The sequence below is a fragment of the Methanobacterium sp. genome (assembly GCF_016217785.1).
Taxonomy (GTDB): domain Archaea; phylum Methanobacteriota; class Methanobacteria; order Methanobacteriales; family Methanobacteriaceae; genus Methanobacterium.
Genome location: NZ_JACRGA010000025.1, coordinates 63,128 through 89,381, shown reverse-complemented (window position 1 = coordinate 89,381; position 26,254 = coordinate 63,128). Strand labels below are relative to the sequence as shown.

Annotated in this window: 26 protein-coding genes; 12 read left to right on the top strand and 14 right to left on the bottom strand. The window is 40.4% G+C overall.

Annotated elements, in window-relative coordinates; genetic code table 11:
• Positions 1-254 precede the first annotated feature (254 nt).
• Positions 255-968, bottom strand: coding sequence for a hypothetical protein (locus HY987_RS09770; RefSeq protein WP_292758039.1), 714 nt, complete (start codon positions 966-968; stop codon positions 255-257).
• Positions 969-1,209: 241 nt separating this feature from the next.
• On the opposite strand from HY987_RS09770, the gene HY987_RS09765 reads away from it, so the two are divergent.
• Both HY987_RS09765 and HY987_RS09760 read left to right on the top strand, forming a co-directional pair.
• Entirely contained in the window at positions 1,210-1,800 is a 591-nt protein-coding gene (locus HY987_RS09765) for a zinc dependent phospholipase C family protein (RefSeq protein ID WP_292758037.1), read from the top strand.
• 355 nt (positions 1,801-2,155) lie between these two features.
• Positions 2,156-2,701 (top strand): TetR/AcrR family transcriptional regulator, encoded by a 546-nt coding sequence (locus HY987_RS09760; protein WP_292758035.1) that lies wholly within the window; start codon positions 2,156-2,158, stop codon positions 2,699-2,701.
• Between the two features lie 58 nt (positions 2,702-2,759).
• Here the strand turns inward: HY987_RS09760 and HY987_RS09755 are convergent, their stop codons facing one another.
• Entirely contained in the window at positions 2,760-3,737 is a 978-nt protein-coding gene (locus tag HY987_RS09755) for a TRC40/GET3/ArsA family transport-energizing ATPase (RefSeq protein ID WP_292758033.1), read from the bottom strand.
• Positions 3,738-4,072: 335 nt separating this feature from the next.
• Between HY987_RS09755 and HY987_RS09750 the strand changes: the two genes are divergently transcribed.
• The 3 genes from HY987_RS09750 to leuS all read left to right on the top strand — a co-directional run bounded on the left by HY987_RS09750 (position 4,073) and on the right by leuS (position 8,419).
• Positions 4,073-4,882 (top strand): NAD+ synthase, encoded by an 810-nt coding sequence (locus HY987_RS09750; protein ID WP_292758031.1) that lies wholly within the window; start codon positions 4,073-4,075, stop codon positions 4,880-4,882.
• A 242-nt stretch (positions 4,883-5,124) separates the two neighbouring features.
• A complete protein-coding gene (gene cutA, locus HY987_RS09745; RefSeq protein WP_292758460.1) occupies positions 5,125-5,442 on the top strand; it encodes a divalent-cation tolerance protein CutA in 318 nt (105 codons plus the stop codon).
• Positions 5,443-5,563: 121 nt separating this feature from the next.
• Positions 5,564-8,419 carry a leucine--tRNA ligase gene (leuS, locus tag HY987_RS09740; protein WP_292758029.1) on the top strand — a complete coding sequence of 952 codons (2,856 nt, stop codon included), beginning with the start codon at positions 5,564-5,566 and terminating at the stop codon, positions 8,417-8,419.
• Positions 8,420-8,567: 148 nt separating this feature from the next.
• On the opposite strand, the gene HY987_RS09735 is transcribed toward leuS, so the two are convergent.
• Together HY987_RS09735 and hisG are read right to left on the bottom strand one after the other, a co-directional pair.
• Positions 8,568-9,341, bottom strand: coding sequence for a fumarylacetoacetate hydrolase family protein (locus HY987_RS09735; RefSeq protein ID WP_292758027.1), 774 nt, complete (start codon positions 9,339-9,341; stop codon positions 8,568-8,570).
• A gap of 86 nt (positions 9,342-9,427) precedes the next feature.
• A complete protein-coding gene (hisG, locus tag HY987_RS09730) occupies positions 9,428-10,288 on the bottom strand; it encodes an ATP phosphoribosyltransferase (protein ID WP_292758025.1) in 861 nt (286 codons plus the stop codon).
• 182 nt (positions 10,289-10,470) lie between these two features.
• Between hisG and HY987_RS09725 the strand changes: the two genes are divergently transcribed.
• Together HY987_RS09725 and HY987_RS09720 are read left to right on the top strand one after the other, a co-directional pair.
• Positions 10,471-11,763 carry an amidohydrolase family protein gene (locus HY987_RS09725; RefSeq protein WP_292758023.1) on the top strand — a complete coding sequence of 431 codons (1,293 nt, stop codon included), beginning with the start codon at positions 10,471-10,473 and terminating at the stop codon, positions 11,761-11,763.
• A gap of 130 nt (positions 11,764-11,893) precedes the next feature.
• Positions 11,894-12,580 carry an HAD family hydrolase gene (locus tag HY987_RS09720; protein ID WP_292758022.1) on the top strand — a complete coding sequence of 229 codons (687 nt, stop codon included), beginning with the start codon at positions 11,894-11,896 and terminating at the stop codon, positions 12,578-12,580.
• A gap of 19 nt (positions 12,581-12,599) precedes the next feature.
• Here HY987_RS09720 and HY987_RS09715 read toward each other — a convergent pair whose 3' ends face one another.
• From HY987_RS09715 to HY987_RS09700, 4 genes are all read right to left on the bottom strand, one after another.
• Positions 12,600-12,779, bottom strand: coding sequence for a hypothetical protein (locus tag HY987_RS09715; RefSeq protein WP_292758020.1), 180 nt, complete (start codon positions 12,777-12,779; stop codon positions 12,600-12,602).
• A 233-nt stretch (positions 12,780-13,012) separates the two neighbouring features.
• Positions 13,013-13,756: an ABC transporter ATP-binding protein gene (locus HY987_RS09710; protein ID WP_292758018.1), complete on the bottom strand. Its 744-nt coding sequence runs from the start codon at positions 13,754-13,756 to the stop codon at positions 13,013-13,015.
• Complete coding sequence (locus tag HY987_RS09705) at positions 13,753-14,490, bottom strand: ABC transporter permease (protein WP_292758016.1); 738 nt, start codon at positions 14,488-14,490, stop codon at positions 13,753-13,755. Before HY987_RS09705 ends, HY987_RS09710 begins: the two co-directional genes overlap by 4 nt.
• Before the next feature lie 20 nt (positions 14,491-14,510).
• Positions 14,511-15,470 carry an ABC transporter substrate-binding protein gene (locus HY987_RS09700; RefSeq protein WP_292758014.1) on the bottom strand — a complete coding sequence of 320 codons (960 nt, stop codon included), beginning with the start codon at positions 15,468-15,470 and terminating at the stop codon, positions 14,511-14,513.
• Between the two features lie 258 nt (positions 15,471-15,728).
• Here HY987_RS09700 and ftsA point away from each other — a divergent pair, with 258 nt between their 5' ends.
• Positions 15,729-17,075 (top strand): coenzyme F390 synthetase, encoded by a 1,347-nt coding sequence (gene ftsA, locus HY987_RS09695; protein ID WP_292758012.1) that lies wholly within the window; start codon positions 15,729-15,731, stop codon positions 17,073-17,075.
• 166 nt (positions 17,076-17,241) lie between these two features.
• On the opposite strand, the gene HY987_RS09690 is transcribed toward ftsA, so the two are convergent.
• Together HY987_RS09690 and HY987_RS09685 are read right to left on the bottom strand one after the other, a co-directional pair.
• Complete coding sequence (locus tag HY987_RS09690; protein WP_292758010.1) at positions 17,242-17,706, bottom strand: helix-turn-helix domain-containing protein; 465 nt, start codon at positions 17,704-17,706, stop codon at positions 17,242-17,244.
• A gap of 186 nt (positions 17,707-17,892) precedes the next feature.
• Positions 17,893-18,678, bottom strand: a complete 786-nt coding sequence (locus HY987_RS09685; RefSeq protein WP_292758008.1) for a hypothetical protein — start codon at positions 18,676-18,678, stop codon at positions 17,893-17,895.
• 334 nt (positions 18,679-19,012) lie between these two features.
• Here HY987_RS09685 and truD point away from each other — a divergent pair, with 334 nt between their 5' ends.
• The gene (gene truD, locus HY987_RS09680; protein ID WP_292758006.1) at positions 19,013-20,266 is read left to right on the top strand and encodes a tRNA pseudouridine(13) synthase TruD; all 1,254 of its coding nucleotides are present in this window, start codon (positions 19,013-19,015) and stop codon (positions 20,264-20,266) included.
• 362 nt (positions 20,267-20,628) lie between these two features.
• On the opposite strand, the gene HY987_RS09675 is transcribed toward truD, so the two are convergent.
• From HY987_RS09675 to HY987_RS09660, 4 genes are all read right to left on the bottom strand, one after another.
• Complete coding sequence (locus tag HY987_RS09675; protein WP_292758004.1) at positions 20,629-20,754, bottom strand: hypothetical protein; 126 nt, start codon at positions 20,752-20,754, stop codon at positions 20,629-20,631.
• A 35-nt stretch (positions 20,755-20,789) separates the two neighbouring features.
• Complete coding sequence (locus HY987_RS09670) at positions 20,790-20,936, bottom strand: YHS domain-containing protein (RefSeq protein ID WP_292758002.1); 147 nt, start codon at positions 20,934-20,936, stop codon at positions 20,790-20,792.
• 133 nt (positions 20,937-21,069) lie between these two features.
• Positions 21,070-23,529 carry a heavy metal translocating P-type ATPase gene (locus HY987_RS09665; protein WP_292758000.1) on the bottom strand — a complete coding sequence of 820 codons (2,460 nt, stop codon included), beginning with the start codon at positions 23,527-23,529 and terminating at the stop codon, positions 21,070-21,072.
• 19 nt (positions 23,530-23,548) lie between these two features.
• The gene (locus HY987_RS09660; RefSeq protein WP_292757998.1) at positions 23,549-24,784 is read right to left on the bottom strand and encodes an amidohydrolase family protein; all 1,236 of its coding nucleotides are present in this window, start codon (positions 24,782-24,784) and stop codon (positions 23,549-23,551) included.
• Between the two features lie 377 nt (positions 24,785-25,161).
• Here HY987_RS09660 and HY987_RS09655 point away from each other — a divergent pair, with 377 nt between their 5' ends.
• The 3 genes from HY987_RS09655 to HY987_RS09645 are packed head-to-tail and all read left to right on the top strand — an operon-like array spanning position 25,162 to position 26,198.
• Positions 25,162-25,380 (top strand): hypothetical protein, encoded by a 219-nt coding sequence (locus HY987_RS09655; RefSeq protein ID WP_292757996.1) that lies wholly within the window; start codon positions 25,162-25,164, stop codon positions 25,378-25,380.
• A gap of 47 nt (positions 25,381-25,427) precedes the next feature.
• Positions 25,428-25,781 carry a DUF5518 domain-containing protein gene (locus tag HY987_RS09650; protein ID WP_292757994.1) on the top strand — a complete coding sequence of 118 codons (354 nt, stop codon included), beginning with the start codon at positions 25,428-25,430 and terminating at the stop codon, positions 25,779-25,781.
• 54 nt (positions 25,782-25,835) lie between these two features.
• Positions 25,836-26,198 carry a DUF5518 domain-containing protein gene (locus tag HY987_RS09645; RefSeq protein ID WP_292757992.1) on the top strand — a complete coding sequence of 121 codons (363 nt, stop codon included), beginning with the start codon at positions 25,836-25,838 and terminating at the stop codon, positions 26,196-26,198.
• The last annotated feature ends 56 nt before the right edge of the window (positions 26,199-26,254 follow it).

Genomic DNA, 26,254 nt, shown 5'->3' with positions numbered 1-26,254 from the left:
GAATGCCTTTATTTTTAACCAGACATAATTTCAAAAATCTTAAAGGCAATCACTGAACCACAAATCCATGAAAAGATTTTAATGGGTCCTGTAGGGGATGTTTCATCCGCAAAGTCAGCTAAAAGTCTGAAAATTAATACAATTACCATGAACACTAGAAAAGCCACTAAAATGTTAGTAATTCTTTTATAATTATAATCTATTTTTCCACAACCCTTAGCTTAACCACCTGTAATTCATCACCATATTATTGATTATTCCTTTTCATATCCATCATTCCCTGAAGCAAGGGCCTCCAATTCATCCAACATTTCCAATTCCCTTCCTTTCTTCTCTTCTCTTTTAATCAGAATAATTCCTATCGCCGCCCCTAATACACCTCCCAGGGTGTCCACAAATAAATCCTCCATGGTATCTGCCAGGGGGGATGCAATCATAGATCCTTGAGTGAGTCCTGTGGGCAAATAGGGTCTAATTAAAGGATACAGAGCCTGATCATAGAAATATTCAGCCATTTCAAGACCGGCTCCCAGCCCCATAGTTATTAAAACGATAAGAGCAAACATCACTCCCGTACTGGCTTGAAGCTTTCCCAGGGCGTAGAATGTGTAAATAATCACCATTCCCACTAAACCAACAACGAAGGAGACCAGTAAATGCATGAATTTATCATAGTAAGGCACCAAACTATAGAAACTATAAGCATCGGCCATAATCAATTCGAAGAAGACCACAACTAAAAAAAGTATTTCAATATCAATGGGAACAACACATATCCTGTGTTTGGTGAAAAACCAGGGTGCTACCAGTATTATCAGGGCTAAAATGGCTAAAATACCGAAGAAAACCTCACCGGCGATGATCTGGTAAATTGCATTAATCAAGATTATTATCCTGAGAACTCCCCTTAAATATTTCTTCCAGGATGGAATTTGGCTTGGATGGATGGGGCAGGATTTTTCGTGCATTTTGATATCAACCTGAATGAGTTATATGAAACATTTCATTCCATAATATTTAATTTAGTTTTTTAGGTACATTAAGTGGGTGGGAACGGATTTTTTTTATCATCTATACCATATATATTTAAATATGAGTACTTACTACACATTCTTTAACTCATACATACATTTCTTTAAAATCAATTTTTAGATTAAATTTTCCACTCTTGAAACCTACAATCACTCTTGAAACCATATTTGAGGATCCATGAAAAAAACTATTATAATGATTATTATCAGTTTTGCTGCATTTTTGGCGTTAGTTCAACCAGTATCTGCCTGGGCTGCCCCTAATCATTATGCAATTGCCGAGGAAGTATATTACTCCCTCCCTGCCGATGCACAGGATAAATTGGACCTCTCAAAGATGCTTGACGGGGCTGATGATCCTGATTATAAGTTTTTTGATTTCCAGTACCATCACTACCCTGCCAGTGAGGAAAAAGCAAATTACTGGCTTTTAAAAGGCAGGGAATACTATCAGAATGAAGATTATAAACAGGCCAGTTACTGTTTTGGAGTGGCAACCCATTATCTTTCTGACAGTGTATGTCCACCCCATTCTGGTGGTAATTCTGGTTATGATCACACCCGATGCGAGTTACAGGCAATACTCCTGGAACCTCACATCACCGATACAACTGGAGATATGAATAGTACACTATCTGTCTGCAATCAGAGGAGTGAAACTGCCTGGGAACAGTGGATACAAACTGGTGATGATAAATACATCCAACAATGCCTTAATAAAGCAGCTGATGTATCGTATCTGGCTGTAAACAGTGCAGTATCTTCTTAGACAATTAATTAAAACGTTTTTATTTACTGAATGAGTTTACAAATGCGCCCAGATTAAACTCACCCGGGTATGGTTGCTGCTGTTAAACTTGAATTGGCGAATTTTTTTTTAACAATATACTTTAATAATTAACTGGAAAACATAAATACCCGATTAGGATTAGCATAGTAAATCCAGAAACTCTACATGGCCCTAACGAAAAAAATATCAGGGGTTGATTCTGGGTTGATTATTACCCCCATGGGGTGGGGGATACTTGAATGGCGATTTATGAGTTTTAGAATTTCTCTATTTAAGATAGAATGTTCATTTAAGAATTAATTTGATAATCTGACATTAATGGTTGCATGTAAACATGGTTGATAAAACGGAACAGAAATTTTTAGACGCAGCTTTAGAAATATTTGCTGAAAAAGGATATAAAGGTGCTACAACTAGACTTATAGCACAAAAAGCGGGTTTCAGTGAATTAACTTTGTTCAGAAAATTTAAAACAAAGGAAAATCTTTTTAACAAGGTTTTAACTCAAAATATAGCAAAAGTTAAAGAAGATGTAGGTAAAACACTTGCAGAGAATGTTTCTGAATATCCTAATGTTTTTTTAAGAACCTTAATTACAGACATAGCAGGGATAGCCGAAGATAATTATGAATTCATCTTCTTATCCAACACTCAAAAAAGTGGTAATATTGATCCCATGCGAGCAGAATTTGTGGAATATTTAGGTAAATATCTGGAAGAAAACCTTCCGGGTAGGGAAATAGATTACAATGCATTCGCACTTTCCTTATATTCCTACACTTTTATGATCTGCCAAACCAAACATTATCAACAGGGCTATTTTAACTATGATCAGGCTCTGGAAGGATTTATTAAGAACGCGTTGAAGCTTTTTCACTGAAAATGATAATATTAATAAATAAAAAGAGAATAGTAGATGTTTAAATAAAAAGAAGAGTTTAGGAAGCTACTTCAGGCTCCCCATACAGGATCTTACCCACTTCTCGCAGTTTATCAGTACCCTTAACTTCCTCACGGAATAATGGTATCTCAGCCACCAGCTGGCCACCGAATTTCTGACGGATACTTTCCATTCTTTTTTGTTGAATCTGACGTCGTGCACGGCAGAAATCACAGTCAGCCTCTTCAGGCTGGATCTGGTTGACAATAACTCCATCAGCGTGCATGTTATTCTTTTCCAGTGCTTCCATGGCTCTTTCAGATTCGTAGATAGACATCTCTTCAGGGATGACCACCATTTTAAAGGAGGTTCTTTCCGGGTCAGCCATAACTTCCCTAGCAGCACGGATCTGCTTTTTAGTGGCTTCCATGTCTTCCAGGGCACGGTCCTCTTCTTCTTCATCTCCCATGAAGGGCATGATATTCTTGAAAGCCTTGGCCATGCTACCGATCTGTCTCCTGACTTTGATCATTTTCCCGACCCAGCTATCCATCATTTCAGGGAAGGATAGAAGTCTCAGGGTGTGACCAGTAGGTGCAGTGTCAAAAACCACAATATCATATTCATCAGTGGTCATGTACTGAAGGAATTTGTCAAAAGCAGCTGTTTCATCAATACCAGGGGCCATAGTGGCCATTTCCATCTGATCTTGCATCATTCCCATATCCATGCCAGGGTTAAGGGCTTGTTGTTCCTTCATCTTGGCCTGGTAGTCCTGCATGGCCACTTCTGGGTCGATTTCAGCAGCCCAAAGGTTTTCACCTATAGGGCGGGGGTCATGTCCAAGTTCCCTTTCTAAAGAGTCAGAAAGAGAGTGAGCAGGGTCTGTTGAGATTACCAGGGTTTTTTTACCCTCTTCAGCCAACCATAGGGCAGTTGCTGCGGATACGGTAGTTTTACCTACTCCTCCTTTCCCTCCAATAAACACGAATGTTGTTTTTCCTTTTTTAAAATGGAAAAGGTCTCTAAATGCCATTATTTTATGCCTCCATTATTTATTCTAGATCGTAATGAGCCTAAAATAAACTCTAATATTAAACCTCAATCTTTCCAAGTTAAATAGTTTCCATTGGATTATCATACTTAAATTCTGTGGGCATATAAAAATTGTGCAAAATCATATAAAATAAAGGACCCTAATATATATAAAACATAATTAAACATTTTGAACCAAGTACAATGGGTAATTAAAAGTTGATTTGCCTTTAAAATAAGATTATAATTGGGTATAATTGGTTTTTAATCTGCCATTGGCTGAAATAATCTCATATTGGAATTTAATTGAATTAAATCAAGCAATGGTGCATTTATATGAATGGTGATAATGGGATCTTACCGGTGTTAGATGTGGAACGGGTGTCAAGAGAGATATCTGGGTTCATTGAAAGTTCATTAATAGAATCAAATGCTCAAGGACTGGTTATAGGTCTTAGTGGGGGTTTGGATTCATCGGTTACGGCCAAACTATGCGCCCAAGTGGTGAATAAGGATAAAATTTTGGGATTGATCATGCCCAGCCAGACTACCAGTCAAGAAGATGTTGATGATGCCGTAAGTTTGGCAGAAGAAATAGGTATAAAATACAAAATCATCCCTATCGATCCACTCCTTGAACCGGTGCAGGATGTTTGCAGTCGTTCTGCAGATAATGAAAACTACATTCTCGCTGGTGCGAATCTCAAGGCACGGATGAGAATGGTAATTCTTTACTATCATGCTAATGCCCTGAACCGGCTGGTGGTTGGTACGGGTAATCGAACAGAACTTCTGGTTGGCTATTTCACTAAGTATGGTGATGGTGGGGTGGACATTCTACCTATAGGTGGACTGTACAAAACTGATGTCCGCAGGGTGGCAAGGTATATTGGAGTTAATGAGAACATTATCACCAAGGACCCCACTGCTGGTTTATGGCCTGGTCAAACTGATGAAGAAGATTTAGGGATCAAATATGATATTTTGGATAAGATTCTGTACCTGATGTCTGAGCAGGAGATGAAAGAGGATGAAGCATCCCTTAAACTTCAGATTAAACTGGATGAAGTGGTTAGGGTTAAGGTAATGATGCTGGCAGCCGAACACAAATCAATGATGCCGCCCATACCAACTGTAATCAGATAAGCTTCATTAATCATAGATTAATCCTTAATAATAATTATAGATTAATTCCTTAATAATCAATTAATCCTCTGAAATCCCCTAATTAATCAAATAAACCTCTCAATATTCAGTATGAGATTAAATTGATGAGTTAAAATTGTTGAGATTAGAAATCAGTTAAGGAGAATAAAATTAGATTCACATAGGAATTCACAATTAGATAGAGTTAATTAAGGGAGAAATTATCAAGAGATGTTTTGAAAATGTATTCCATGGTTTATATCACTGCTTCGGGAGTAGAAGAAGCCAAAAAAATAGCTAAAACTCTATTAGAAGAGCGTTTGGTGGCATGTGCTAATATAATATCCAACATGGAATCTATTTACTGGTGGGAAGGAAATCTGGAGGAGGACGTTGAATCCATCCTCCTGGTGAAGACCCGTTCGGAATTGGTGGATAAAGTTATAGATAGGGTTAAAGAAATCCACAGCTACCAGACACCATGTGCACTGGAAATCCAGATAAAAAGTGGATCAAAGGACTACTTAGATTGGCTGGATAACTCACTGGAAAAGCATTAAAACTTAATTGTTATATATTTAATTAATTGTTAGATTTCAAATCAAATATCGATTTAAATTAATATTAATAAATATAAAATTAGTTTTTACCAAATTAAACTTTAATCATGGCGGTGATTTAGTGACAGACATTAAAATTGAGGAGAAATGGCAGAAAAAATGGCAGAAATCAAAATTATTCCAATCTAACCCTGATAATCGTGAGAAACTTTTCCTAACCGTGGCCTACCCCTACCCCAGTGGGGCAATGCACGTGGGACACGGCCGTACCTACACAGTTCCTGATGTTTATGCTCGTTTTAAAAGGATGCAGGGATATAACGTGTTATTCCCAATGGGATGGCACGTAACCGGGGCACCGGTCATAGGCATAGCCAAGCGTATAGGCCGAAGGGACCCCTGGACTCTGGACATATATCAGAATGTTCACAAAGTACCAGAAGAAGAGCTTAACAAATTCACAGATCCCCACTACATTGTCAAATACTTCAGTGAGGAGTATCACAAGGTGATGACTCAGCTGGGCTACTCCATAGACTGGAGACGTGAATTCACCACTATCGATCCCCACTACCAGAAATTCATCACCTGGCAGTTTGAAAAACTTAACCAAAAAGGATTAGTGCGTAGAGGAGCCCACCCGGTTAAATACTGTCCTGATGATGAAAATCCAGTGGGAGATCATGACCTCCTGGAAGGGGAAGGTGTAGCCATCAACGAATTAACCCTCATCAAGTTTAAAATGGGGGAAACATACCTGGTTGCTGCCACCTTCCGTCCAGAAACCCTGTTCGGAGCCACCAACTTGTGGTTAAATCCGGCTGAAGAATACGTTAAGATCAAAAGTGATGGGGAAGAATGGATTGTCAGTAAAAAAGCATACGATAATCTTTCAAATCAAAAAACAGGCCTAGAACTGGTGGGTGACGTAGATGCTCCAGGATTAATAGGGAATTATGTGGAAAACCCGGTAACCGGGGAACAACACATTATTTTACCGGCCTCATTTGTAGACCCTGGTTACGCTACTGGAGTGGTTTACTCAGTACCGGCACACGCTCCAGCAGATTATATCGCCCTAGCAGACCTTAAAAAGGATCTAAAAACCCTTGAAAAATATGGTATAACTGATGAAGTGGATAAAATCCATCCAATAGGACTCATACGCCTCAAAGGATTCGGAGAACACCCTGCGGTGGAAATGATAGGGAAGATGGATGTTAAAAGCCAGGAAGACCCTAAACTCAAAGAAGCCACTAATGAAATGTACAAACTGGAACACGCCAAGGGAGTTATGGATGAACACGTAACCGGCTACTCCGGTTTAAGAGTACCAGAAGCCAGGGATGCCATTAAAGAAAACCTCTTGGAAGCAGGTAAAGGGGATTTAATGCACGAATTCGCGGAAAAACCGGTGATCTGCCGTTGTGGTACAGAGTGTGTGGTTAAGATCCTGGACAACCAGTGGTTCCTCAAGTACTCCGATGAAGAATGGACCGAAACCACCCAGAACACCCTCTCCCGGATGAAAACCGTACCTGCGGAGATACGGCCCAACTTCGAATACTACCTTAACTGGCTACATGACTGGGCGTGTGCCCGTAGAATAGGTCTTGGAACACCCCTACCCTGGGACCCCCAGTGGTTAATAGAACCCCTCAGTGACTCCACCATCTACATGAGTTACTACGCCATTGCCCCTCACCTGAAGAACATAGATCCTGAGGAACTGGATGAGGAATTTTTCGATCACATATTCCTGGATAAACCAACCACCAAAACCAACATACCAGAGGGTATGAAGGAAGAATTCAATTACTGGTACCCGCTGGACTGGAGACTGTCAGCCAAGGACCTGGTGGGAAACCACCTCTCATTCCACATCTTCCACCATTCGGCCATATTCCCTGAGGAAAAAAGACCCCGTGGAGTGGTAGTCTTTGGAATGGGATTATTGGAAGGGCATAAGATGTCCTCCTCCAAGGGGAACATCATCCTCCTGGAAGATGCCATTAAAATCCACGGAGCCGACGTGGTAAGACTGTTCCTCATGTCCTCGGCAGAACCATGGCAGGACTTTGACTGGAGAGAAAAAGAGGTTATAGGGACAAAAAAACGTTTAGAATCATTTTTAAAATTTGCAGAATATGTGGATGAACTACACGGCTCCCAGATTCAGCTAAACGACTACATTGTGGCTCCAACAGTTGATCGGGCAATAAACGCCTGGATGATCAGTCAAGTAAACCAGCGCGTCCGCGACGCCACCCAGGCACTGGAAGGATTCCAGACACGTAAAGCCCTCCAAGAAGCACTATTCCTGTTTAAAAAGGACATCGACCACTATCTTCACCGAGTGGACCAGGAACTAAGGGAAAAAGAAGGTCTTGAGGAAATAACTACCGTCCTGGCCTACGTACTGGGAATATGGATCCGATTAATGGCCCCATTCACACCCCACGCCTGTGAAGAACTGTGGAACAGACACGGAGGACAAGGATTCGTATCAGCAGCACCATGGCCTCAGCCTGATCCGGATCTAATTAATGAAAAGGTTCACAAGGGTGAAGAAATCATCCAGGGACTGGTGGATGATATTAAAGAGATCCAGAAGATAACCCAGACTCAAGCAGAGAAGGTTCACATTTACCTGGCCCCAGAATGGAAATGGGAGGTTTTTGACATTGCCCGCCAGGTTGGAAAGCCAGATATAGGAAGGATCATGGGGCAGGCCATTAAAGCCAATATCCATGATGATAAAAAGGAACTGGCTGGATTCGCCCAGAAAATCGCCCGGGAAATGACCAGAATAAATTATGTGGGTTGGTTGGATGAAAAACAGCTTCTGGATGATGCACAGGACTATTTGATCAGAGAAACCGGTGCTGAAATCATACTTCACCCTGAACCAGACTATGATCCTCAAAATAAATCCAGGAATGCCCTACCATACAAACCAGCTCTGTATATAGAGTAGGAAAACTAGAATAGGATAATATGAAATAGGAAATGTATGGGAGAATGGATTATTGTCCATTTAGGGGGTCTCCCTACTATTATTTTACAAGTGTTATTAATCAAACTTATTGATTGAACTAAATGATTTGAAATTAGATTTAAGGAAATTATGGGGTTACCTTATTTTTTAAGATTCCAATTCCATCTAAACTCACTTCAACCACATTTCCAACCTGCATTGGCCCTACACCCGGTGGAGTTCCGGTGGCAATGACATCCCCTGGATTAAGTGTCATTATGTGGGATATGTATTCCACCAGTTTCTCTACAGGGAATATCATGTTTTTAGTGTTTGAATTCTGTTTAACTTCGTCGTTTAATTTTAAGGAGATTTTCTGATTAGAGGGGTCCATCTCAGTTTCTATCCAGGGCCCAATTGGGCAGAACGTATCGAAACTCTTAGCACGGGTCCACTGACCATCTTTTTGCTGTAAATCTCGGGCAGTAACATCGTTTAGGGCAGTGTAACCTCCTATGTAATCAAAAGCATCCTCCTGGCTAACAAAACGGGCTTCATGGCCAATTATAACTGCCAGTTCAGCTTCATAGTCCACCTGATGGGACTGAGGGGGGTATATAATGCTGTCCTCATGGCCGATTACAGTTGTTGGTGGCTTTAAAAACAGTATAGGTTCCTCCGGTAGATCCATATTCAACTCCTCAGCATGGTCCCTGTAATTTAAACCCACACAGATCACTTTACTGGGTTTGACCGGTGGAATAATCCTAACCTCATCCAGTGAGTAAAATTCCTTCCTTTCAAGATCATCCAAGGGTGATTGGGATGCTTCAATAAGGGAATGATGTATTTCCACCATCCCCCCATTGATAACCACCCCAGTTTTCTCCATACCATCCTTTTTAAATCTTAAAAGTTTCATAAAATCCACCTACATCTGATTTATTTTTAGAATTTCTGTATTTTTGGATATGCAAATTCTTAGATTTATCAAATATCTTAGATTTATCAAATAATCCTTTCAATAGGAACCACCAGAATATCCCGGGCACCAATCTTTTTTAAACGGTTAACCACCTGGAATACTTCGTGTTCATTCACCACGGCGTGCACTGCCACTACACCACTGTTGGAAAGAACCTGGGAGACTGTGGGTCCGGTCATTCCGGGCATGGCATTTTTAACTTCATCCAGGACTTCCTCATCCACATTCATCATCACCAGTTTCTTACCTTCTGCATCCAGAACACCCCTAACTCCAGTTCTGATTTCCTCAATCTTCTCCCTTTTACTCTGGTAACTGTCTGGATTGGCTATAAGGTGCACTGAACTTTCCAGGATGGTTTCCACCATCTGCAAGTGATTCATCTTCAAGGTGGTCCCGGTACTGGTCAGATCAGTTATAAGATCCGAAACACCAATAAAAGGAGCTATCTCTGTTGATCCACTGAGTTCAACAATTTTAACCGGAACGCCGTTGGTTTTAAAGTATTTTTCTGTGAGATGTGGGAATTCAGTGGCCACAATGGAGCCATCCTTAACATCTGAAAATTTTTTTATGTCTGAGTCTTCAGGAGCTGCCAGCACCAGTTTGGATCTTCCGAACTTAAGATCCTCTAAGATCTTCACAAGGGCTTCTTTTTCTTCTATTAAATCCAGACCAGTCATTCCCAGGTCTGCGGCGCCATCAGCCACAAATTCAGGGATGTCGGCGGCCCTGGTGAACATAACACTGATCTGCTCATCATAGGTTTCGGAAAAAAGCCGACGATTAACTGCATCCTTCAATCCAATCCCTGCCTTGGATAAGAGCTTCACTGCAGGGTCACTTATCCTTCCCTTGGATGGAAGGGCTATTCTTATCTTCATCTAGAAAAATCCTCCTGACATAAATTTAGTTAAAAACTTTAATAGGTGCATCTAAAACATGATCTAGTAAAAATGATTGAAACCGGGTAAAAATAATGTACCTGGTGCATGTAGATTTTAGCATGTTGTATACTGTAGATATTTATGTTATTTTCCCCAATCTTATATAGATAGGTGGTCCCATGGAAACCCAGAGTATTCTCATAAAAAACACTACTATCCTTTCAAGTGAAGTTAGGAAAGGATCAGTACTCATAGAAGACGATAAAATCGTTGATATAACTCGTAATAACTCTAATAATAGTGCGGATGAAATCATTGATGGGGACGGGAAGTTTCTCATCCCCGGGCTGGTGAACACCCATACTCATCTTTCAATGAGCTTAATGAGGGGATTAGCCGATGACTTGCCCCTGGATGTATGGTTAAACCATCATATATGGCCGGTGGAAGCACACCTGGAAGGTGAGCACTGCTATGCCGGAGCCCTTTTATCGGCACTGGAGATGATTAAATCCGGAACCACCACTTGTAATGACATGTACTTTTTCATGGATGATGTAGCCCGTGCCGTTGATGAATCGGGTATAAGAGGACTACTCTGCCATGGAATGATCGATCTGTTTGATGAGGAAAAAAGGAAGGCAGAATATAAGGAAACTCTGCGCATCATAGAAAAATGCCATAACACTGCAGATGGCAGGATTCAGGTGGCACTGGGACCTCATACTCCTTACACATGTTCGCCTGAACTTTTAAATTGGGTTCGCAAAAAAGCAGATGAAAAAGGACTTAGAATTCACATTCACGTGTCAGAAACTGAGAAAGAAGTTGAAGATAGTTTAAATGATAGGTTAAAGAGGCCCTTTGAGTACCTGGAGGATATTAAATTTTTAGGACCTGATGTGACGGCAGCTCACTCAGTATGGCTTTCTGGGGCGGAAATAGCTTTGATCAAGGATAAAAATGTTAAAATATCCCACAACCCTCTGAGCAATATGAAACTGGCTTCGGGTATATCTCCTGTTTCGGATTTACTGGCTAATGGCGTATGTGTATCTCTGGGAACCGATGGAGCTGCATCCAATAACAACCTTGATCTCTTCCAGGAAATGAAAACATCAAGTCTCCTTCAAAAGGTGCGTAAACTTGATCCCACAGTTCTACCTGCAGGTAAAGTCCTTGAAATGGCCACAATCAATGGTGCAACTGCACTGGGCATGGAAAAAGAGATAGGGAGCATTGAAGTGGGGAAGAAAGTGGATCTGGTCCTGGTGGATATGAAAGCACCTCACCTCACTCCTTACAGGAATCCAGTTTCACATCTGGTTTACTCAGCAGAAGGATCTGATGTAAACACAGTTATATGTAACGGGCAGATTTTAATGCGTGAAAGGGAAGTTTTAGTCTTGGATGAGGTTGAAGTTATGGAAATAGCTGAAAGCGCGGCAGAAGACCTTCTATCACGAAATTGATGGCTTATTTCATTAATTTTTTCCCTCAAATTTTTTGATTAATAATTTTTTGATTAATGAATATAAATCGTAAATACGGATCATTACTACTGGTCAATCAATGAATTAATTTTAATTAAGGCGATATATTATGGATAATGGAATTTTAACCCTTTTTGATATTGACGGCACACTGGTTAGGGGTGCCCGCTGCCACTACATGGCATTTGTGCACGCAGTCAGTAAGTTCTATGGAATGGAAGAGGATATAAGTGGTATAAACTACGCGGGAAAAACAGACCCTCAAATATTGAGAGAAGTTCTGGAGATGGGAAACATACCGGATAAAACCATTGAAGAGAATTTTCAGGCCTGTTTAAATTACATGACTGATTACTATCTGGCCAATGTACACCAGGAAAATGTCATGGCTTTAGGTGGTGTTAAAGAGCTTTTAGGGGAACTTCAAAAGGATGAAGTGCTTATGGGCCTTACCACGGGCAATCTGGAACTAATTGCCCATGCTAAACTGAACAGGGCCGGTATTGATAACTATTTTTCATTTGGCGGATTTGGCAGTGACAGTCCAAAAAGGCCCTGTCTGGTTAAAAAAGCCTTAGAACGTGCCCGGGAGTTACATGGATACCAGGGGGATCAGGTGTTCGTTATTGGGGATACTCCTCGTGATGTGGAAGCAGCTAGACCATTCAAACTTCGTACCATAGCTGTGGCCACTGGAAGATACTCTACCCAGGAACTGGCAGAAACAGGGGCTGATTTTGTTTTGGAAAGTTTAGATGATATTAATCAGGTTAAAGAGATTATAGGAATACGCTAGGATTATGTGAAGATCAGCTTTAATCTTTTTCATCCTTTTCCAAAGCTTCCTCATATCCTTTTTTAAACCCTAACCTAAAACCTTCTTTAAAGAGTTCTAAAGAGAATTCTCTCAGTCTTTCATTCTCTTTTTGATAGTTTTCTTTCTCTTTCCGGTACTTTTGTATTTCAGAAAGTTCAATCAGGTTCAATCTTTGCATATCAATCCTATCCATCATTTTTAGGGAGAAACTTGTGGAGATACAACTTTCATTCTTCGTTATCTCTCATTATATCCTGGACTTAACCATCATATAACTATTGCTATTTGTGATGTAATATTCACAATTAGTGATATAATGAATTATTTTTTCCCTGTTTATGGTAGAAGGTTTCTTGAAACTGGAACATTTCCCTGAAATTCTAATATTATATGTAATTTAAAAATGAACTATCACAATTCATCATCCAAAAAGCCGGTAATTTCTTTTTTAAGTTCCAGAAACTGGGGTGCATTTCGGTCTCGAATCCGAGTAAGTTCAATTTGGAAACTCTTAATTATTTTCCCAGGGTTTCGGCTTAAGACAATAACCCGATCAGCCAGAAAAACAGCTTCGTCAACGTTATGAGTAACGAAAATAACAGTTTTATGTTCTTCCTTCCAAATACGCACCAGTTCCTCCTGAAGCTTGTGTCTGGTCTGCACATCCAGTGCAGAGAATGGTTCGTCCATTAAAAGAACATGGGGATCGTTAACCAGTGAACGGGCAATGGCCACCCTCTGTTTCATTCCTCCAGATAATTCCTTGGGATAACTGTTCTCTGCCTGGGATAATCCCACCATTTTCAGATATTCCCTGGCTTTTCGGAGTCTTTCTTCCTCTTCAATTCCTTTTAATTCTAATCCAAAGGTCACATTTTCCAGGACGTTGAGCCAGGGGAACAGGGAGTACTGCTGGAACACATAACCCCTTTCTATGCTGGGGCCGGATATTTCACCGTCTTCTTCCAGTATACGACCATTGGTGGGGAAGTCCAGTCCGGCTATCATCCGGAGCAATGTGGTTTTCCCACAACCGGATGGTCCTACTATGCACAGGAATTCACCTTTATCTACATTAAAATTAATATCTTGGAGAATTACCTGTTTTTGCCCTTCGTGAATGAAACTTTTAGTAACGTTTTCCAGGGTTATCACCAGCTCACCTCATTCTCAACTCTCTTAAAGAGATAATCCGCACCTAATCCAATTACTCCAATGGTTAACATGCCTACAATGGCACTACCTGTATCTAACATGCTGGTTGAGGTGAATATGAGGTATCCGAGGCCATTGTTGGATCCTATCATCTCTGCAGCTACGGTACACATTAATGCAACCCCCACACCTACTTTCAATCCAGTGACAATGCTAGGCAGGGAAGCTGGTACCACTACTTTCCATAGAGTCTGCGTCTGATTGGCTCCCAGAGTATAAGCTGACTCTAAAAGGACTTTATCCACTCTTTTAACTCCATCCATAGTGTTGATGAGTATGGGGAAAACACTGCCCACGAATATAATGAAAATCGCCGATTCCAGTCCAACACCAAACCATAAAATAGCGAATGGTATCCAGGCGATGGGTGGAATTGGTCTCAGCAAACCAATTGTCAGACTGGTAAAATCATTAAATGTTTTTGACCATCCCATTAAAATCCCCAGGGGAATACCCACCAGTGCAGAGACTAAGAGTCCCAGTACAACTCGCAGTAAAGTTAAAGAAGTATCTGCAATAAGTTGTCCGTTCATTAGAAGTGCTCCGAACGATTTTAAAACTTCAGATGGGCTGGGAAGAAAATAAGATGGTATTAATCCCGTGAATGTGGTGAGTAGTGCCCAGATAACAACAACTGAAATAGGTAAAATTAGTGAAATCCATATTTTGCGCATTTTTTTACCCCTCTATAGAGTTAACCACCTAAAAATTGTGTATTGAATATTTGATTAGCTGTAAGGTTCGATTTCAAGTATCCCATGTTGATTTCAATGTTCATGAAGTTTAAAACATTATCCTGATATGCTTCATTCACAGAGTAAACGAATCTTATGTGCTGAAGAGACATCGTTTCAAGCTCTTCGTTCGTGGTTAGTTCCTGCGTAAGAATATTTGCAGTATCGTTAAGATGAGTATTGACATATTCTGTTGAGTTTTTATGGATTTGGAGGAATGTATTCAGTTCTTGGGGATTTTGCTCTATGAAATCTTCCCTGGCGATAATCACACAGCAGGGATGGTCTTCCAGAATATCATCAGAGTACATTAACACCTGACCGACACCTCGATAGGGAGCTATTGACACAAATGGTTCATAAGAGATATAAGCGTCGACTTTTTTGGCTGCCAGTGCTGATGGAATATTAAAAACATTCATTGAAATTAGATCCACATCTTTTTGAGTGATATTGTATTTTTGTAGTTCATAAACTAATAATACTTGTTGTATGGAGCTAACCCCTGGTGTGGCTATTTTTTTATCCTTTAAATCTGCAGGACTGGTTATGGTGGAGTTTGGTTGAACCACAATTCCGCTTCCAACCATGTTAACTGCTCCCACAACTTTAATGGGAACTCCTTTACTTATCCCCTGCATGGCTGGAGTTATCCCTACGTAACCAATATCAACATCTCCACTAGCCACTGCGTCTACAATACTGGAACCAGTGCTTATTTGAACGGTTTTAACATTTAAACCATTATTTTCATAGGTTTTATTATATTTAGCTACTAGTAGCGCGGCGCTATGGTCTGTGGGTAAGTAAGCTACTTTAATTGTATTTTGATCATTGGAAGTGTTGGAGTAATATTCCAAGGAAGCCCCTAAAACCACTAAAATAGCTAGTAATATAATTATAATAGTGTAAAGTTTCATAATCTCCCCAGTCACTTAAGTAATCTAATTATTATGAAATTCCTTTTTTTTAACAAATATATGATTTAAGTTGTTTTTTTAATTCATTATCTTTTTTGTTTTATTTTAAGGTTAATCTTTAGTATAAAATTCCTTTAGTATTCCTGGGGTGATTTAGGATTCGTAATCATTATTAATTTAGGAGTTCATATTATGTTACAAAGGTAAAAAGAAAGTAAAGACATAATAATTAAAAAAATGGGATCAGAGGGGGATTTAATGACTTATTTTAGGGAAGAAATTGAAACCATGCCCCGGGATGAGTTGGATGCATTGGTTGATGAGAGAATCCGTTATACTGTGCAGTATGCTGCAGAAAAATCTTTATTTTATCGTAAATGGTTCAGGCAGAATAATATAAAACCCGGGGATATCAGGGAGCATGAGGATCTGCGTGAACTGCCCATAATCAGTGGAAAGATCATGCGGGAACAACAGCCTCCTGAAACTGAGGAATTTGAGTTCAAATGTATGGATTGGGATGAAATTTACACCATTCATGAGACCAGTGGAACCAGTGGCATGCCCAAATCATTCTTTTTAACCTGGGATGATTGGAATCGGTATGCTGAAAAGTATGCTCGTGCTTTTGTGTCCCAAAATTTTGGCACCGGTGACAGGGTGGTGATCTGCGCCAGCTACGGGATGAATGTAGGGGCCAGTACCATGACCATGGCCGCCCAGAAGATTGGAATAGCTATCATCCCCGAGGGGAAATGTTCTTTCCCGGTGCGCATCATGAACAGCTACCAGCCCACTGGAATAGTGGCCAGTGTATTTAAACTCCTCAGATTGGCTCGGAGGATGGAAAAAGAAGGGATAAACCCTCAAGAATCAAGTATAAAACATTTAATTGCAGGTGGGGAAAGTTTCGCTGATGAATCACGGGCCTATGTTGAGGAAGTGTGGGGAGTTCCAGTTTACAACACCTACGGCAGCACTGAGGGCACCATGTGTGGAGAATGCCATAAAAAAGTGGGTTTACATGTTCCTGAAGACATGGTACACCTGGATCTCTATGACCCGGCCCTAGAAAACTTTGTAGATGAAGGTGAATGTGGTAGGATAGTTTTAACCACTCTCCTACCTCCGGGTGGTAAAACAGGTACATTGCTTTTGAATTATGACACAGAAGACACTTCAGTGGTGGTAAGTAGGGATAAATGTCCCTGCGGACGCACTCACATGAGGATAATGAATCCTGAAAGGGAGGCAGAAACAGCATGGGTTATGGGTGCACCATTTAATCGGGTAGATGTTGAGAGGGGTGTTTTTCAGAGAGAGAACATGGACTACCTGACCGGTGAATATGAAGCATTTCTCTATGGTGATGAGGAGGAGGTCACCCTCAGGGTAAGTGTGGAGTGTCAGGATACCAAAAACTGTGCACATGAACTGGTTCAGGAAAACTTTTTAAAATCATTCCTGCAATACAAGCTTCCCCTATCTGAAGCACACCAGGATGGTACATTTAACATACACTTCAATTTTACTGGGCCTGGAGGTCTTGAATTATATAAGGTCAGGGGTAGACCAAAGCGTTTGGTGGACCGTCGCTCTGAGTAAATGGATGGAAATTGGATCCGTTTTCCCAGTGGTATCTATATGTATGTTTACTTACCCTCGGACTATGAAGATAGGCCGGCTGTAAGATGACAATACTCCCAAAATGAAAAATAAGACGGTATAAAAACTTAATTTATCCTGTTATTTTTTTTAAACATGGTTCAAATCATTTATTAAGATTTTGAACTTCTAAAACTTGTATAGAACTTGTTGGACAGTTTAACTGGCACTCCAAACACCCACAACACCCTTCGGTGTTTATATGGCATTTTAAATCCACAATTGAAATATTGTTCATGAGACAGGCATCCACGCACACTCCGCAGCCAATACAAGTATCTTTTACCTTGGCCTGGAATTCCTGTTCAATGAGGATGTCAACAATGGTGCGGGTGTTATCAATGTCCCCAGTAAGGGAGTAGGTCATATATAGGAAGTCCCGGTTACAGCAACTGGAAACAGCTTCTGCAACTTCTATAGAACTCCAGGACAGATTTCTACCATTTAAATAATGAGAAACTGTTGATCGGTCCATTCCCAGTTTATTTGCAATGTCTTTTTGGAAATAGCCCTGTTCTCTGAGCTTCACCGCTGCCAAGTATTTTAATCCAGATGCAATATGTTTCGGCATGTATTCACCATGTGCGTTAATTACACATTACAATGTTTAATATTTATAGATTGCTACTTTTAGCAAAAATCGTTCCCTAAATCATAAATTGCCTGTAATGTATTTTTTTCGAGATAGATGATGAAAAGAAAGACATCAATTAAGTGGTGTTTAAAGGCAAAATTCCCATAATAATGATTGGAATCTCTAATAACAGGGATTAGGATCTAGATTGAGATTATCCACACCCAGGACAAATTTTTTATTCTGTTCTTTAATCAAGTTGTAGGATTGGTCTGTAAATGATTCGTAAACAATAGCGGGAACCCCTTTCTTAATCAAGGGAATGGTGGTGTATGTAGTGCTGCTGGGGTTTGGTGCATTGTAATAGGGGACGCCTTCCAGGGTGTTGGTTAAGTTATAGGCAATATCCATAGAGCTGCCTCTTTGGATGGGTGTGAATAGGAAAACTTTTTTGGAGTATGCACCGTCTGTTCCATGGACATCAACTGCTAGAGCGAATTTTTCCTGGGCAACATCTGGAACCACATATTTATTGGACAGTAACTGCCCGTTCATTCTTCCTTTTGTAAAGTCAGAGGCGTACTGGGTGACATTAATGTAATATAAATAGTAGCAGTATTTCATGGATTCTGATTGTTCTTTGATATTTTCAGCCACAGTTTTATGGGCAGGATGTTCACGAGGGTGTTCTCCCAGGACATATGCCACTTTTACTGGTGAACTAGAGTTACCGTAGGGTCCTTCTTTAATCACACTCCCATATGATTCATTTCCCAGTGATTCATGGGTGGTGGGTGTGGTGGTAGGAGGTTCTTCCGCAGAATAGACGTTATAAATGGGGAACAAAATAACCAAAAAAAGGACAGCAAATGCAAAAATTCCTAAAAAAACTTTATGGTTTTCATGGGATTGGATTTTCTTCTTTAATCCCAATATTTTCTCTTTAAAACCATCTAACTTATCCTTCAAATTAAAACGCCCCCGTAAGTCACTTCAAATAATAGTCATCCTGTTGGTGTTATTCAGGTTCTATTATGTAAACTATGTATGGATGCATCGATTATATAAAAGAGATTACTTTAGTCAGGAAATCAAATTATAATTAAGAAGACATTTTGATGAAAATTTTAATTTGTCCGACTAGTACATTTTAGTCAGACTATGTACATTTTAAATAGAATAAGATGACTGATTACAATTTCCAGTGATTATTTTGAATATTATCAGTGAGCAGTCTTTTAATAAAAAATAGAGTGATTTATGCCGGTAAAAGGCACATCCATAAAAAAACGTGGTTAATGAAATGTTAAACGCAGAAACTTATTTAACCTCCCAAAAAGGTATTGGGGGACAGATCAGAACCAAAAACGAAGATTTCTATGTGGAAGAAATCCCGGAAACCCAACCCAGTGGTGAAGGGCCAAACACCTGGCTTTGGATTGAGAAAAATAGTAGAACAACTCTGGAAGTGGTTTTGGACATTGCAAGGGAACTTAAAATCAACCGTAAACAGATGGGTTTCGCAGGAATGAAAGATAAAAAAGCAGTAACCCGACAGTGGATATGTATCAGTAACAAAACCCCTGAAGAACTTCAGGGACTGGAAGATAAGCTTCATCATGTTAAAATAATTAATATAACTCCCAATCAGAAGAAACTACGCATGGGACAACTGGTGGGAAACAAATTCAGGTTGATGGTAAGAGATGTGGGAAATCCAGAGAGAGCTGCTCAGGAAGCAGAGGAAATCCTCAGCGAACTAAAGGAGAGGGGAGTGCCTAACTACTATGGATTTCAGCGTTTTGGTAAGGACCGGCCCAACACACACCTGGTGGGCAAAGCACTGATCAAAGGTGGTGTTAAGGAAGCGGTGGACCGTTACATTGGCCATCCCTTTGATACCGAGCCACAACACATCCAGGAGGCGCGCAGATTCTATGATGAGGGTGAACTGGAAGAGTCCCTGGAGTCAATGCCCAGTGGAATGAGATATGAGAAGATGATGCTACGCGCCCTCATTAAAGAAAAGAAAAAGAGAGGAACTTTGAATGAGAAATCTTACATCCTGGCACTTAGAAGTATTCCCAAACCCCTGAGCAGGATGTTTGTCCATGCATATCAGTCCTACCTTTTCAACAGAGTGGTTAGTGAACGTACCAAGCTGGGCATTGACCAGTATGTGAAGGGAGATATTTTAATTGACAATGAAGAACACCTCATCCATGAATTTAGAGAAGAAGAAATAGATACCAAGATAAAAAATTTCCAGGCCCATCCCTCAGCACCTTTATATGGAAGTAAAGTACCACTGGCCGGTGATAAACTGGGAGAAATGGAGCAAAAGATTCTGGATGAGGAGAACCTTCTACTGGAGGATTTCATAGTGTCCCAGATGCCCAAACTTGGTAGTCATGGTATACGGCGGGCTATGCGCTTTAAAATATGGGACGTGGCTGCGGAGGCAACTGAAGAAGGGGTAATGCTGACTTTTTCCATTCCTAAGGGCTGTTACGCTACGGCGGTGTTGAGAGAGGTTATGAAGGTGGATGTTTATTAGGATTTTTTATAATCCTTTTATTAGATCCTTTAGTTCCTAATTTTTACTTCTCATTTGCTCTTACCAAAGTCACATGAAACACCGAACTCATATCATTGATTGCCCCTCATATTTTAGAGGGGTGCCCCCTCAGTTTACATATTGGGAGTAAAAATGCTTATAAAACAATCTAATGTGGATTTGAATTATTAAATATTATTTAAATAAATTAATTTAATTCTATTTTTAATTAGTCATTTCTGATTAATAATTAATATTTGTCTATTAATATTATCTAATTTTAAAGCTAGAAAATAATTAATTCAAAAGAAAAAATTAGGGATAATGAAATAAATAGATTAAATGAGCACAATTTAATCAAATTAAATCTTAAACCGTTTTTTAAGCTCACTTTTAGCTCTTTTTTCTATTTCTTTGCTACCTTTTCCTTTAGCCTGTTTTTCCAGTTCTTTGGCGGCTTTTTTAGTTACTGAATCAAGTAATCCCATGAAATCCCTCCATTAGCATTAGTAATTCTCATTGATTATTCTTCTGCGTATTTTTCAGGATTTTCATCGAACTCCTTTTTGCATCCTGGGGCACAGAAATAGTACTTTTTACCCCGGTATTCACTTATAAACTTTGCAGTTTTTTCATCCACATCCATTTTACAGATTGGATCCACAGCCATCTTTTCACCTACTCCTCTAATTTTTTTTATGATATTAAATTAAGGAGTTCATTGTTCTTATTTTTTTAGATCCCGGTCCATTTTTCTTTATTTTCCAATTCTTTCATTATACTTCGAATTAATTTTAGAAGGTTTAAATTTCTTCAACTACCTCTAACTTCTTGGAGGGGGGCATGTAACCCTTTAAAAGTAGTGAAAGAGTTACAATGGTAACCGAACTCAAGGCCATGGCTAGTCCAGCATATTCTGGGCGGAAAGTAATCCCGAAAGTGGGATAAAGCAATCCAGCAGCCACCGGTATGAGGATCACATTGTAGGCAAATGCCCAGAAAAGATTGAGCTTAATACGTCCCATTACCTTCTCAGATAACTGCACTCCTGCCACGGCATCCAGTAGGTTGTCCTTGATAAGCACTATCTCCCCACTTTCAATGGCCACATCCGTGCCACTGCCAATGGCTATTCCCACATCGGCTTGGGCCAGGGCAGGTGCGTCGTTAATCCCATCCCCTACAAAGGCCACCACCTCTCCTTTATCCTGAAGCCTTTTAACTTCAGTGGATTTATCCTCTGGCAGAACCCCGGCCATGATATTGTGTATGTCGATCTTACTGGCAATGGCCTCTGCAGTCCTCTGATTGTCACCGGTGATCATGGCAACCTCAAGACCCATCCTCTTAAGTTCACTTATAGCCTGGGGAGTGTTTTCCTTCAAAGTGTCGGCCACTCCCACAATACCGGCGAAAACATTATTTAAGGCAACTAAAACTGCTGTTTTACCTTCCTCTTCCAGCTTTGAAATCATTTCTTCGTCTGTTTCGGATATTCCAACATCATTTTCCATAAGCAGTTTCCGATTTCCTATGAGTACAGATCTCCGGTTAACAGTTGCTGATACCCCTTTTCCTCCGAAGGTGTTGAATTCTTCAACATCATACAATTCTATGTCATTGTCTCGGGCTTTGGTAACAATTGCATCTGCCAGGGGATGTTGTGAATTTTTTTCCACACTGGCTACAATCTGTAATAAGGCTTTATCATCTGTGCTGGTTCCTATGATATTGGTAACTTCTGGTTTGCCCCTTGTCAAGGTCCCGGTTTTGTCAAAGAGAATTGTGGTTAATTTTTCGGATATTTCAAGTGCTTCACCGTTTTTAACCAGTATACCCAGTTCTGCGCCCCGTCCAATTCCAACAGTCACTGCAGTGGGGGTGGCCAGGCCCAGTGCACAGGGACAGGCCACCACCAGGATGGATATGAGGATAGTGAGTCCAAAAAGAAGGGTGCTTCCCAGTAAGAAATACCACACTATAAAGGATACAATAGCTATGGTGAGAACAGTGGGGATGAAATAAGTAACAGCCCGGTCAGCTATCCTCTGCACTGGTGGTTTGGACCCCTGAGCTGATTCTACCAGTTTGATGATCTGTGCCAGGACAGTATCTTTACTGATCTTTTCTGCCTGAAACTTTAAAACCCCATTCTGGTTAATGGTTCCACCCACCACTGGGGATCCTGCCTGTTTCAAGACTGGAATAGGTTCTCCAGTGATCATGGATTCATCCACGAAACTCTCACCAGAAAGCACCTTTCCATCCACTGGGATCCGTTCACCTGGCTTTACCAGCACCACATCTCCAACCAGCACATCTTCCACAGACACCTGGGTTTCTGTTTCACCATCTTCTTCATTTTTACCAATGATAGTTGCAGTTTTTGCCTGCAAACCCACCAGTTTCTTGATGGCAGTGCCGGTACGTCCTTTCGCCCGTGCTTCAAGCCACCTACCCAACATGAGGAATCCGGCAAGCATCAGTGCAGTTTCATAGAACATGAATTCCGGGGTGAGTACGATGTTGAAGGTTCCCAGCACACTGGAAACAAAGGCCACCCCAATACCCAGAGAGTACATCACGTCCATGTTTAAGCTGTGATTTTGGAGGGAACGATAACCAGCAGAGAAAATAGGATAACTCACATAAATAAAGGGCAGAATGGTAACTGCCAGCATGAAATAGGCCATGTTAAAGGGCAACATCACACCGGCGTACATCAACACCATCAGGGGAATGGAAACAGCAAAGGCCACTATAAAACGGTTCCTTTTACTGTTGAGATCCGCTTTCCGCAGTTTTTCCTCCTGATCTGCCTGAAATTCTCCTTCTACTCCTAGATATTCATATCCCAAGTCTTCGATGGCCTTTTTCATCTGGGACACACTGGTCATCCGGGGGTTGTATGTTACATAGGCCTTTTCAGCCGCCAGATTAACGTTAACTTCACTAATTCCATCAATCTTTCTTAAAGCCCCTTCAATGGCCTGGACACACATGGCACAAGTCATACCTCCCACTTTGATAATGACCTTCTCATTCACCACAGTGAAACCAACATCTTCCACAGATCTTTCCAGATCCTGGAGTTCCACCTTATCTGGATCGTATTCTACGGTGGCTTTTTCTGTTCCAAAATTAACCTGAGCCTCTTCCACACCCTCCAATCCCTGTAGGGATTTCTCAATGTTCAATGCACAAGATGCACAGTGCATACCTGAAATTTTGATTTCTGCTCTTTTTTTAGAATCATCTACCATGTTAATCCAGCCTTAAGGTTTAAAATATTCTAATATCTTTAAATATTTTCCCTTCCTTCATAACTACCAGTATATTGTCCGGATTTCCCAGGGAATTTATATCATGGAGGGGGTTAGTGGCACAGATCACTACATCAGCCAGTTTTCCAGTTTCTATGGTACCGATTTTATCTTGCAATCCCAAGAGTTCTGCAGCACGTTTAGTACCGGCCTGTATAGCTTCCATGGGGTTCATTCCAATATCACATAAAAAGCCCAGTTCTCGCAGGTTCTGACCGTGGGGAGCTATACCGCTGTCAGTACCCATTACCATCTTCACCCCTGCCTTGTAAGCTTTTTCCATACTTCTATGGCTGTTAATTGCCACACTGCGGGCATCTTCTTTACTGAAATCAGGTAATTTTCCCGCTTCCATGAGTTCCAGGTTGATTTTGTGTGCCAGCTGGGTTGGCACCAGCCAGGCATCATTTTCTAGCAACAGATCAAGGCATTCCTCATCAAGGTAGGTTCCATGTTCAATAGATTTTATACCTGCATTCAAAGCATTTTTAACACCTTGTGATCCATGGGCATGGGCCATAACTGGCAAATCACGATATGAAGCCTCTTCCACCATTACTTGCAACTCTTTTAGGGTGAATTGGGGGTGTTCTGGACTATCATTGGCACTTATCACTCCTCCGGTCACCATCACTTTCACCACATCTGCACCAGCCCTTAAAACTTCCCTTACTCTTTTTAGAACTTCTTCCTCTCCATCACAGACTGCATCAGGTAGGCCGGGGTAAGTGGTTTTCACCTGGTGACCGGACTTTAATTCCATGTCAAAATGCCCTCCGGTTATGGATAAGGGCATGACACTTATCAGAAGACGTGGTCCAATTATTAAACCTTCTTCAACGGCTATTTTAACACCATAGTCAGCCATTCCAGCATCTCTAACTGTGGTTACGCCGGTTTCTAAGGCAAGCCTCAGATTTTGTGTGGCTTGATAAAAATAAATGGATAGTGGGGTGAATAAGGAGTTTTCGTATTGGAATCCATTCCACATCATGTGCACATGGCAGTCGATAAAACCAGGGAGTATGAATCCTCCTCTGGCATCAATATATTTGATCTCATCCCCTGGAATTTTCAGAGAGTCTTCAACACCAGAAGCAATGATTTTATGGTCCTTGATTAAAACTCCTGCATTTTCCAGGGGTTTAGTACCGTTCCCGTCTATAAGAGTCCCGTTATGGATGAATAAGTACACCGTTACACCTTCCTTCCACTAAACCATCCGATTTTATAATCTTAATTTCTAAATTTTCTTTTATTATTAATCAGTAACTGATACACTGTAATCAGTACTGATTATTAGTTGTTCATTCGTCTTATCTTTTATCTGGAAAGTGTGCAAAAAATAAATTTGAAAATATTTAATTTTACATGAGAAAATTAATGGGAAATAAATCCAGATAGGGTTCATTTCGAGAATTAATTATATATTTTATTGTTTTATGGGTGATATACTCGATTTCACATTCAAATTTTAGTTCATTATCCGTTAGGTATTGGAAATTAAAAAGAAAAAAATATTAAGGACATGAAAGGATATAATAAATACTAATTTATAGGGAGGTGGGTAATGTGGCAAGTCCGATGTTGGCTGTGGTCATATCTTTCTTTTTACCGGGTATTGGTAGTGTATATGCTGGTAAAACAATGATGGGGATAGTGATTTTCGTCGTAGCATTAATCTTGTTTGCTGCTGTTTATTTTTTAGGGGCCATTGCGTACATATTATACATAATTGTCTGGCTTTACGGTATGTATGATGCATACACTGCAGCCAAGGCCACAGTTTAAATGAATGATAGTATAAATTTAATTTAAGACATGAAGGAGGTGAAAACATGGTAGAAGTAAAATGGACTCCAGTTATAATTGGTTTAGTGATTGCAATAATACTGGGACTGATCATTGATATGGTTCTTCCAGGATGGGGTGTAATTGGTTACCTCATAGCAACTATATATGTCGGTTACACTGTTGCCGGAGGCTATATGAATGGAGCTATCCACGGAGCACTCGTAGGGGTTGTTGCAGGTATAATAGGGGCAATACTCGCCTTAATCATAGGTACTGCAGCAGCTGGACTAGCAGCTGGAGCTATAGCAGCAGTAGTAGTGTTAGTGCTTGCAGCGATAATTGATGGAATTATCGGTGCCATCGGTGGAGCCATCGGAGCCGCAATTAAAGGAGAATAAAAAAAAACGACACATTTTTTTTATTTTTTTTATTTTTATAAGAGAGGTGAAAAAATGGATATTGACTGGGGAGCAGTAATTGTAGGTTTCATCTTATCCATAGTTTTGGGAGCTGTTTTTGGTATAATTATACCTGCAGTAGGTTCAGTTCTCGGTTTACTCATAGCTGGAATGGTTGTAGGTTACATGGTAGGGGGGACTGCCGGTAATGGTATGGCAAACGGAGCAGTATCTGGTTTGTTTGGAGCCATCGTGCTGTCCATACTAATGCTCATATTCGGCACTCTAATCCTGGGAATAATAGGATTCGCAGCAGCCACAGTGACCTCCATATTCCTGTTTATTGCATTCTTCGGGGTCATGATCCTAATGGCCATTGGAGGAGCTATTGGTTCTTTAATAAAAGGAGAAGCGTAAGTACAGTTTAAAACAATTAAATAATATTTTTTTATTTTAATTTTTCCAATACTCAT